The sequence below is a fragment of the Galbibacter pacificus genome (assembly GCF_029603165.1).
Classification (GTDB): domain Bacteria; phylum Bacteroidota; class Bacteroidia; order Flavobacteriales; family Flavobacteriaceae; genus Galbibacter; species Galbibacter pacificus.
Window position 1 is genome coordinate 1,082,252 of sequence record NZ_JAQSVC010000001.1, and the last position, 10,335, is coordinate 1,092,586.

Annotated in this window: 8 protein-coding genes; 3 read left to right on the top strand and 5 right to left on the bottom strand. The window is 39.0% G+C overall.

Annotated elements, in window-relative coordinates; genetic code table 11:
- Positions 1-524 precede the first annotated feature (524 nt).
- Together acs and PSF86_RS04510 are read left to right on the top strand one after the other, a co-directional pair.
- Complete coding sequence (gene acs / locus PSF86_RS04505; protein ID WP_277898849.1) at positions 525-2,435, top strand: acetate--CoA ligase; 1,911 nt, start codon at positions 525-527, stop codon at positions 2,433-2,435.
- 235 nt (positions 2,436-2,670) lie between these two features.
- Positions 2,671-3,423, top strand: a complete 753-nt coding sequence (locus PSF86_RS04510) for a DUF6503 family protein (protein ID WP_277898850.1) — start codon at positions 2,671-2,673, stop codon at positions 3,421-3,423.
- Positions 3,424-3,460: 37 nt separating this feature from the next.
- Here PSF86_RS04510 and PSF86_RS04515 read toward each other — a convergent pair whose 3' ends face one another.
- From PSF86_RS04515 to PSF86_RS04535, 5 genes are all read right to left on the bottom strand, one after another.
- Positions 3,461-4,540: a DNA topoisomerase IB gene (locus PSF86_RS04515; RefSeq protein WP_277898851.1), complete on the bottom strand. Its 1,080-nt coding sequence runs from the start codon at positions 4,538-4,540 to the stop codon at positions 3,461-3,463.
- Positions 4,541-4,546: 6 nt separating this feature from the next.
- Positions 4,547-5,209, bottom strand: a complete 663-nt coding sequence (locus PSF86_RS04520; RefSeq protein ID WP_277898852.1) for a 3'-5' exonuclease — start codon at positions 5,207-5,209, stop codon at positions 4,547-4,549.
- Positions 5,206-7,125 (bottom strand): DUF294 nucleotidyltransferase-like domain-containing protein, encoded by a 1,920-nt coding sequence (locus PSF86_RS04525; protein ID WP_277898853.1) that lies wholly within the window; start codon positions 7,123-7,125, stop codon positions 5,206-5,208. Before PSF86_RS04525 ends, PSF86_RS04520 begins: the two co-directional genes overlap by 4 nt.
- 64 nt (positions 7,126-7,189) lie before the next feature.
- Positions 7,190-7,741: an NUDIX hydrolase gene (locus PSF86_RS04530; protein WP_277898854.1), complete on the bottom strand. Its 552-nt coding sequence runs from the start codon at positions 7,739-7,741 to the stop codon at positions 7,190-7,192.
- A 21-nt stretch (positions 7,742-7,762) separates the two neighbouring features.
- The gene (locus PSF86_RS04535; RefSeq protein ID WP_277898855.1) at positions 7,763-8,851 is read right to left on the bottom strand and encodes a M42 family metallopeptidase; all 1,089 of its coding nucleotides are present in this window, start codon (positions 8,849-8,851) and stop codon (positions 7,763-7,765) included.
- 236 nt (positions 8,852-9,087) lie between these two features.
- Here PSF86_RS04535 and PSF86_RS04540 point away from each other — a divergent pair, with 236 nt between their 5' ends.
- A complete protein-coding gene (locus tag PSF86_RS04540; RefSeq protein WP_277898856.1) occupies positions 9,088-9,855 on the top strand; it encodes a DUF4294 domain-containing protein in 768 nt (255 codons plus the stop codon).
- Positions 9,856-10,335 lie beyond the last annotated feature (480 nt).

Consider the following 10,335-nt stretch of genomic DNA (forward strand, 5'->3'; position numbering starts at 1 on the left):
AAATCTTGAACCCAATAAAGACCAGACTTTCAGTCACTTAGAAGAAGGAGAAGTCGCATAACGCGATGATTCAACAAGCCAATAAGTTAATGAAGAAAAGGTTTTCTGGTTGAGCGTTGAGAGCCTAAAGTTTTGGTTTTTGTTCTCTATTAACCTCCCTAATCCCTAGCACCTAATCACTTTTCCCTAACAACAATTAACTGCCGTCCCAAGACCCAGAACTTCCAACTGCCACTTACATTGTGCCAACTTCAAACCCAGAACTGCCGACTGCAAACCCAAAACTGCCAACTGCCATTTTTTAGCTAAAACACCGTAATCTACATATCAACAACTTCAAAAAACAAACAAACAACACAAAATCGTATTTGTTACTATAAAAGCATAATAAAACAAGTTGCTTATTGTTTGTGTTGATTACCAAAAAGTTACGACCGGATAAAGGGGATAAACCCTCATTGCCCATTGTAAATCTAACGTTTTCGTATTAGGTTGTTCTTATAAAAATAAGTACTTTAGTTGCTATGAGTAATTACCACATCAAACACTTAGAAGAGTATTTTCAAGTTTACAGAAAGTCAGTTCGCGAACCCGAAAATTTTTGGGGAGAAGTAGCCGAGGAGCACTTTGTATGGCGAAAAAAATGGAAAAACGTATTAAGTTGGGACTTCACCAAGCCCGAGATAAAATGGTTCGAAGGAGCCAAGCTTAATATTACCGAGAATTGCATAGACAGGCATTTACGTACACGGGGCGATAAAACCGCTATTATATGGGAACCCAACGACCCCGGCGAAAAAGCTTTACATATTACATACAACAACTTGCATGAGCGCGTTTGTAAGTTTGCAAATGTGTTAAAATCCAAAGGAATAAAAAAAGGCGACCGCGTTTGTATCTACTTACCAATGATTCCTGAACTTGCAATTTCGGTATTGGCATGTGCCCGTATAGGGGCCATACATTCGGTAGTATTTGCCGGGTTTTCATCCACCGCCTTGGCAACACGTATAAACGATGCCGATTGTAAAATGGTCATTACGGCCGATGGGTCATTTAGAGGGAGCAAGACCATAGACCTAAAAGGGATTGTAGACGAGGCACTGGAAAAGTGCAGCAGCATAACATCGGTTTTGGTAGCAAAGCGTATCAAAGCAGCTATTAATATGAAAGAAGGTCGGGACGAATGGTTACAACCATTGCTTGATAATGCAAGCCCGCAATGTGAACCCGAAATAGTTGATGCCGAAGACCCCTTGTTTATACTGTATACATCCGGATCTACCGGGAAGCCCAAAGGAATGGTACATACTACCGGGGGGTATATGGTATATACGGCCTATACCTTCAAAAATATTTTCCAATATAGGGAGAACGATGTATATTGGTGTACCGCCGATATAGGTTGGATAACCGGACATAGCTATATTGTTTACGGTCCGCTAGCAAATGGGGCCACAACCGTAATGTTCGAAGGCGTACCTTCATATCCCGATTTTGGCCGTTTCTGGGAAATTGTAGACAAGCACAAGGTAAATCAGTTTTATACCGCACCAACAGCCATAAGGGCCCTAGCAAAAAAGAGCCTTGACTTTTTAACAACCTATAACCTGTCTTCCTTAAAAGTATTGGGCTCTGTTGGAGAACCTATAAACGAAGAAGCCTGGCACTGGTACAATGACAATGTGGGAAAAGGGAATTGCCCTATTGTAGATACCTGGTGGCAGACCGAAACGGGCGGTATCATGATATCCCCAATACCATACGCAACGCCAACCATACCAACCTATGCTACATTGCCCTTGCCGGGAATACAACCCGCATTAATGGACGAAGAAGGCAACGAAGTAAAAGGCAACCTTGTAGATGGCCGTCTGTGCATTAAGTTTCCATGGCCGTCCATTGCCAGGACCATATGGGGAAACCACGAACGATATAAGGATACCTACTTTTCGGCATACAAAAACATGTATTTTACCGGAGATGGGGCCCTTCGCGATGCCGTTGGCTATTACAGGATTACCGGCCGCGTAGACGACGTGGTAATAGTTTCGGGCCATAACCTTGGCACGGCTCCCATAGAAAGCGCTATTAACGAGCACCCTGCCGTAGCCGAATCGGCCATTGTTGGTTTTCCGCACGATGTAAAGGGAAATGCCCTGTACGGTTTTGTAACCCTCAAAGAAGTAGGCGAAACCCGCGACCGCGACAACGTAAGGAACGAAATCAACCAACAAATAACCGAACACATAGGCCCAATTGCCAAACTGGATAAAATACAGTTCGTAAACGGATTGCCAAAAACAAGAAGTGGAAAGATAATGCGAAGGATATTGCGTAAAATTGCCTCCAACGATCTCTCCAATCTTGGCGATACAAGTACCTTGCTCAACCCCGATGTGGTAGAAGAGATAATAAATGGCAAACTGGATTAAAAACATAAAACTTTATTAGTTAATGGTTAACTGTTATTAAGGAAAAGGGAAGAGTGAAAGGGGAAAGTGATTAGAGGGTTGGTTATTTGTTAATGGTTAATTGTTGAACTTTGAACCTTTGCAACTCTAAAGCCTCAATTCTCAAAAACATAACAGCGTAACAATAAAAAACCAACAACCAACAAAATGTAATTTTACAATCAGGGCTACGTCTAAGCATGAAAACTAATCCATCATGCAAAAACATTACCTTGTTTTAATTACGTCAATATTGCTTTGTGCTTGCAACGGCAATACAGAAAAGGCTTCAGAAACAAATATGGATATATATCCACAAGATTTCACTGAAGTATTAAAGGCACATGGAGGTCTTGATAAGTGGAAAAAAGCAAAAACTCTTTCCTTTAAAAAAGATAAAGAAACCTATACCATAGACCTTAACAGTAGAAAAGCACTAATTAAAACTCCTAAATATTCATTGGGATATGATGGAAAAACCGCTTGGTTGAAAGAGAAAGATACTGCCGCATTTAAAGGGAACGTAGATTTTTACCACAACCTGTTTTTTTATTTCTTTGCCATGCCTTTTGTTTTGGCAGATAGCGGAATAGTATACAGCGAAACGCAACCTATTACCGTGGAGGGAAAAACATATCCCGGTATTAAAATAGCGTACCAAGATGGGGTAGGGGCATCATCAAAAGATAACTATTACCTTTATTACAATGCCAAGACCCATAAAATGGAATGGCTTGCATATACCGTTACTTACTTCGACCAGAAAGAAAAAGGAAAAGAACAGGCCAACATTATAAAGTATAGCGATTGGCAGGCTATTGGTGGGGTGAAGCTACCAAAAACCATTATTTGGTATGCAAAAGATTCTTTGGGAAATATTGTTGCGCCAAAAGACCCCAAGCCCGTTACTTTTTCAAAAGTTTCTTTAAGTGCAGTACCCGTAAACCCGTCTATTTTCAATAAAAAATAAATAGATAAAACACGAATTTAAAAGCTTTGGCAATTGGTTAAGGGTTGTCCAGGTCTATTTTGTAATCTTTAATAATGGTTAAAACGGCGCCCTCTTCTTTAGAAAAGTAAGGTTGTTCTTTCCTTCTGTTCAAACCTTCAAAATAAGAAGCTATTTCATTGGTTTTGTATTTTCTCACTATTTCGGGGTGTATATAATACTTTTTGCATACATTTCTTGTATTACCCAATGCTTTGGCAGCAACATCGTAGGCTTGTAGAATGTTTGTTTTGTTCTTGGCTTCATCTTCTTCAATACCTGCCATATATAAAGATTCAAAAAAGAGGGTAGTGGCTGCCCATGTTCTAAAATCCTTGGCAGAAAAGCGGTCGCCACTCAAGTCGTGTATATAGGCATTTACCATGCCCGAATCTATGGAGTGGTGCTGTTGGTCCGCATCATAATACTGAAAAAGTTCCCATCCGGGAATCTCCTTGCATTGAAGGATTAACCTTTGCAGGCGTTTGCTTTTAATGGTTATACGGTGCTTTTTTCCTTTTTTCCCCACAAAATGGAACTTCATTTTATGGTCAACCGTTTTTAAATGCCGGGTCCGCATGGTAGACAGCCCGTACGAATTGTTGCTCTTGGCATAATGGTCGCTACCGATCCTTATATGTGTTTCGTCCATAAGCCTTACAATTAGGGCAAGAACCTTTTTTTTAGGAAGTCCTTTTTGCTTTAAATCGTTGTCTACTTTTTCCCGAATTACGGGTAAGGCTTTTCCAAAGGCGTTCATTTTATAAAATTTGGTGCTATTCCTTATTTTATTCCATAATTCGTGGTATAAATATTGTTTTCGTTTTTTCTGGTCTTCACCAATAACCTGTAGGTGGGCATTGGCATTGGTTGCAATTTTTACGTTTTCCCAAGCAGGAGGAATTACTAATTTTTTTATGCGCTCCAGTGTTTTTTTATGAGTGAGTTTTTTGTTTCCCTTTTTATAGATAAATCCTTTTCCTTGTTTTTTCCGGATAATGGATAGCTGATCTTCATATACATAAACAAGGTCACAGAAATTGGCTACTTTTTCCGGGTCGTTTAAAATTTTGTCCAGTTCTTTAGAAGAGATGCCCATTTTACATTAATTTACTTGAAGAAGGTGTTTTAACTTTCCCTTATCCTTTTTGTTCAGCTTGGCTACAATCTTTAAAAAGGCAATGGCGGTAATCATGGCGTCGCCAGCGGCAGTGTGCCTGTCCTTTACGGAAATATTGAGGTTTTCGGCAACTTCGTCAAGGCTGTAATGCTTGTTTTGGTCTATTAAGTTGGAGTTAATCCGCGTGGCCCTGTAAAGTACCATGGTATCGAGTACTTTGTTTTTTAACTTGGGCAGGCCCAACCGTTTTAGGGCATGGTTTATCATTGCGATGTCGAATTGTGCATGGTGGGCAACAAGCACGGCATTTTCAATATAATTTAAAAAAGTTACAAGCGCTTCCCTTTCCGTAAGGGTATTCAGATCTTCGTTTTTTATAATACCGTGGATTTTCACCGTATCGGGGTTAAAAGTTTCCTGATCTATATATAGCTCTAATGTCCGGGAAATTTCAATATTATTATGTTCAAGGTTAACCGCACCAATGCAAAGGATGCGGTCTTTTTTTAAATCAAAACCCGTGGTTTCGGTGTCCAGAACTACAAAACGGACGTCTTGTATAAGTTCTGGGAGCTTATGCTGAAATTTACGTTCGTAATCTTTCCAGAAATCGGGGTGATTTTTATTCTTCTTAAAAAAGGAAATCATAAAAATGCGGTTATTTTAAATCGTAACTTAATAAGCTCCTGGACATCGTTAATGGTTTTAAAACAACGTTTAAGCTTTATCTTTTCTTCTTTAGAAAGGGTGTCGAGTTCTATAAAACGTCCGGTATCATTATGTAAGAGCCCTTGTTTTGTTCTAAATTTTAAAAGCGCCTTTGCGGTATAAGAACAAGATAGGTACAGTTCGCGGTTCTGTGGTTCCAGCTCTGCCAGTTTCTCAAAGCGTTCTGCAGTATTGTTGATGTTTTTTATTTTATGCTGAAGGATTAACACCCTTCCGGCATCGGTAATTGGCATAATGGCTCTTTTTTTTAAATCGAAAAAATCTTTGTACTCTCCATTTGTTTCCACTAAAAATTGTCTGAAAAATCCCAACGGCGATGCACTTCTTATGGAGCTCGATGCCAATGCCGTTAAGAACAGTTGATTGTTCTCGCTCAGTTTAAAAATATGATCAGATATTTGGTTGGTAAGCCAAACGTCACCATAAGAAATATCATAATCAAAGAAAATGGAGCACAATAAAATTTCATCATTCCCCGGGCTGGTCATCCATTCGGTAAACTGTTTTTTCCATTCCTGAAGGGACAATGTATAATTCGGGTTCCGTGCCATCATATCGGCGGGACAATAATCGAAACCAATATTGTTCAAGCCCTTATTGACCAATTTGGCCAATTCCAAAAAATATGCTTTTGTAGCTTCCAGTTTGTTTTCGGGAACATCTTCAAAAACAATGGCATTGTCTTGGTCGGTATGCAAGAGTTGTTCTTTTCGTCCTTGGCTGCCCAGCGACATCCATGCAAATTTGACCGGTGGTGGGGTTTTTATTTTTTCAAGGCTTCTTTCAATAACACGTTTAATGGTGGCATCGTTTAGTTCGAACATAATTTTGGAAACATGCGTCATGGGTATGTTCTGTTGAAGGTATCCGTTTAGTAAATGCATGATCCTTTCGTGTATGGCCTTAAGTACTTTAGACTTATTGGCCCTTTCTATGGCTTTAATCAATACCGCGGGATTGTTTCCCTGACTTACAATAATATCGTGTTCAGATACAATACCGAGTACTTTGGTATTTGGGGTGCCGTCTTTTGTTATGCATAGATGACTTATTTTATGTTTCATCATTGCTACTTGTGCCTGTGCAATGGTCAACCCTTTTGCATAACAGATAACCGGGGCCGACATAATTTTTTCAACGGCAATGTCAATGGGGTAGATACCAACGGCAATGGTATTTCTAATATCCTTATCGGTTACAATGCCGAGGGGGATTTCGTTTTCGACCACAAGAACAGAACCTACGTTTTTGGCCGACATTAATTTGGCAACCGTAGAAACAGCGGTATTTTTTGTGCACGAAATAATGTTTTTTACGTATTGTACGGGTTGTAGTTCAAAGAGTTCCGGGGCGCTGTCTTCCTGAATTTCGTTTTCGGTATAAAGTTTTCCACGATGCTCACGCGAATAAGGGTTTCGTGTATTAGAAGCAAAGCTTTCAATTAAAAATTGACCAACCCTGTAATTTCTTTTAATAAGTGGCTGGAATATTTCAATGGGAATGGCATAGAGTATGGATTCTTCTTCTGCATTGGCGCTTATCATGTAATTTTCCTTAGCAAACAATGGGCGTAGGCCAAAAATATCCCCTTCATCGCATTTGTCGAGGGTATCGGTTTGCCCATTTTCTTTTCTCTGGATTGCAACAGCGCCTTTCTGAACTACATAAAATTGAGAATGGCCTTCGTCTCCTTGATTAAATATGGTATCTCCTTTTTGGACATATACTACTTTTACTTCCCGGGATATATCTAATAACTGATGCGGCTTTAACAAATCGAAAGGGGGAAAGCGCTTTAAAAAATCGGCAATACGTTCTGCAATGGTATTTTTCATTTTGAAATATATTCTTACAGCTAATTTAAACAAAAGCCCCTGATTTTTTCAGGGGCTTTGTCTTTTATATAAGTTTTTTTCTGACGGAAGAAAATACCAAGTCTAAATAATCCGGCAGATGCGGCACATAATCTTTTAGGAGCGTGGGTTCTTTTAAAGCACCCAAATAAACATCGATATTAATAAGTTTTATATCGGCTACCTCGCTTTCCTGAATTTTAAGCTTGCTTTCGGGAACGGTAAGTTCAATAAGGTAAATATGATGAAATTCGCAATCGATAATATCTTTATTGTGCACCACCGCCGATCGGTAAACGCCAATCTTCTCCAAGTCGTTAGCGGTTACTTTTAAACCTATTTCCTCCTCGATTTCCCTTATGGCCGATTTGGCTGGTGCTTCGCCGGCTCCAATATGCCCCGCTACAGAAACGTCCCATTTGTTTGGGTATGTTTTTTTACTGGCAACACGTTGTTGAATTAAAACTTCTCCTTTTTTTGTGTACAACCATGCATGGATAGTAGGGTGGAAAAGCCCCTTTTTATGGGCTTCCGATTTTAACATTACTTTTCCGGTACTGTTTCCTTTGCTGTCCAATATGTCTACCAGTTCGTCCAAGAGGGTATATTGTTTTAAAATTTAGTCAAAATAACTAAAAGTTTCTTCTGGTTTTATTTTCAACAATGTTTCATAAATTAATTTGATAACATTTTCAACATCGTCTTTGTGCACGGTTTCAACCGTAGTGTGCATATAACGCAACGGAAGCGATATCAAAGCCGAGGCAACACCGCCATTGCTGTAGGCAAAGGCATCGGTGTCGGTACCCGTAAACCTCGATGCTGCCATGCGCTGAAAAGGTATTTTCTTTTCTTCGGCAGTTTCAATTATCAGTTCGCGTAGCTTGTTTTGTACAGCTGGCGCATAAGAAATAACCGGGCCTTTGCCAATTTCGGTATGCCCTTGTTTTTTCTTTTCTATCATAGGTGTCGTGGTATCGTGGCAAACATCGGTAACAATGGCAACGTTTGGCTTAATGGTTTGTGTTATCATTTCAGCCCCGCGCAAGCCTATTTCTTCCTGAACGGAATTGGTAATATATAAGCCAAAAGGAAGTTCTTGCTTGTTTTCGTGCAATAACCTGGCAACTTCGGCAATCATAAAACCACCTGCCCGGTTGTCAATGGCACGGCAAACAAACTTGTCTTTGTTCAAAACAAAAAACTCGTCTGGATAGGTAATAACACATCCTACATGAACTCCCATTTTTTCAACTTCTTCCTTGTCTTTTGCCCCAATATCAATAAAAATATTGTCCAGCTTAGGGCTTTCTTCCTTATCGTTGCTCCGTGTATGGATTGCGGGCCAGCCAAACACACCTTTTACAATACCCTTTTTTGTGTGGATGTTAACCACTTTTGAAGGCGCTATCTGGTGGTCGCTCCCGCCATTCCTAATTACATATATAAGTCCGTTATCGGTTATATAGTTTACATACCATGAAATTTCATCAGAATGGCCTTCAATTACAACCTTATATTTGGCATCGGGGTTAATAACCCCAACGGCAGTGCCATAGGTGTCGGTTATAAAAGTATCTACATACGGTTTTAGATAATCCATCCATATTTTTTGGCCCTCCCATTCATACCCGGTCGGGGAGGCATTGTTTAAATATTTTTCTAGGAATTGAATAGATTTGTCGTTTATTATATTCTTTTTCGCCATATGTCATATATATTTTAGTCCACGAAAATACTAATATTCATATAGATTTAATGAACACGGATAATTTTTTTATATGAAACTGAAAAATGTTTTTTATGCTAAATGAAGATTTTTTCGTTAAAGAATAGTACCGTAAATCAAAAAAGACTAAAATTTGGGATAAATGATGATTTTTAGCCAACCCGCATGAACGTCAATCCGGCTAGTTGAAAAAAGTTTAAATGCGTTCCATATGTATGCACAAGTTATTTGCTATTTTTGAATGCTATAAATACACAATTTTGTTTAAAAGCTTTTTATTAATACTATGTATCTTTCATTTTGCTATTGGTTGGTCTCAGGTTGTCCAAAAGGACACGCTTTCCAATTCGCCGGCAGACTCTACGGAAGTGGAATACTATTTCTTTGAAGGAGATTCAGTTCCCAAAAAAACCATTGAACTCGATCCTGTATATCTTTTTCAAAATTTAAAGTTTGCCTCCTATAAAGACAAAGTACGTTATTACATACTAAAGCGAAAAACCATAAAAGTATATCCATATGCCAAGCTGGCCGCCGAAAGACTAACAGAACTAACCGAAAGGTTGGACAGGGTTAAGTCAAAATCCAAAAGAAGGCAGTACACAAAAATCATACAGCGTTATATCGAGGACGAATTTTCGGCCGAACTAAAAAAGCTCACCCGAACCGAAGGGCAGATATTGGTAAAGTTGATACACAGGCAAACTGGCATAACAACTTTCAATCTGGTCAAAGAGCTCCGGAGCGGATGGAGGGCCTTTTGGTACAACACGACCGCCAAAATGTTTGATATCGATTTAAAAAGGGAGTATCATCCCGAATCTGTCCACGAAGATTATTTAATTGAAGACATCCTGCAAAGGGCCTTTGCCGGTGGTAAACTAGAAAGACAGGAAACCGCGCTCAATTTCGATTACGACGAGCTCTCCAATCAGTGGCGGGACCAAAATAAAAATATCTCCTTCGAAGACAAAAAAGATTAACTTACTGATTTACAATTTTATAGTTGTGGGATTAATTATTTTTGTTTAAATTAGCTACCCTTTTCTTTGAAATTCACCTAAAAGTCCACTTTTGTTTTGGATGAATTTTAAACTTTACAGTTGTTTTTTTAAGACTGAAGATGTAATTATATATAATAATGAAATTTTTTTTTATTTAACATGATTGATAATCAGCGTGTAATAAAAAAATGTTTATTAAAGTTGAAAAAACATTTGGAAAGGAAGAGAAATAGTTTCTATATTTGCACCCGCTTTGAGGGACGGCCGTTGGCTGTCCGGGACAGGCGGAAGTTCATTTGTTATTGGTGCTCCGGGGGGTTTTAAGGGAAAGCGGAAAGTTTTTCAAAAAAAAGATCCGGAAAAGTTTGCGGGTAACAAAAAACGCATTACTTTTGCACCCGCTTTGAAAACGAAAACTTTTCAAGGTACAGGGACAGAGAAGAAGAGTTCATTGATATA

Coding starts and splice junctions, on each gene's coding strand:
- PSF86_RS04540 (WP_277898856.1), top strand. CDS start 9,088: ATGCACAAGTTATTTGCTATTTTTGAATGCTATAAATACACAATTTTG.
- PSF86_RS04515 (WP_277898851.1), bottom strand. CDS start 4,540: ATGGGCATCTCTTCTAAAGAACTGGACAAAATTTTAAACGACCCGGAA.
- PSF86_RS04525 (WP_277898853.1), bottom strand. CDS start 7,125: ATGAAAAATACCATTGCAGAACGTATTGCCGATTTTTTAAAGCGCTTT.
- PSF86_RS04520 (WP_277898852.1), bottom strand. CDS start 5,209: ATGATTTCCTTTTTTAAGAAGAATAAAAATCACCCCGATTTCTGGAAA.
- acs (WP_277898849.1), top strand. CDS start 525: ATGAGTAATTACCACATCAAACACTTAGAAGAGTATTTTCAAGTTTAC.
- PSF86_RS04535 (WP_277898855.1), bottom strand. CDS start 8,851: ATGGCGAAAAAGAATATAATAAACGACAAATCTATTCAATTCCTAGAA.
- PSF86_RS04510 (WP_277898850.1), top strand. CDS start 2,671: ATGCAAAAACATTACCTTGTTTTAATTACGTCAATATTGCTTTGTGCT.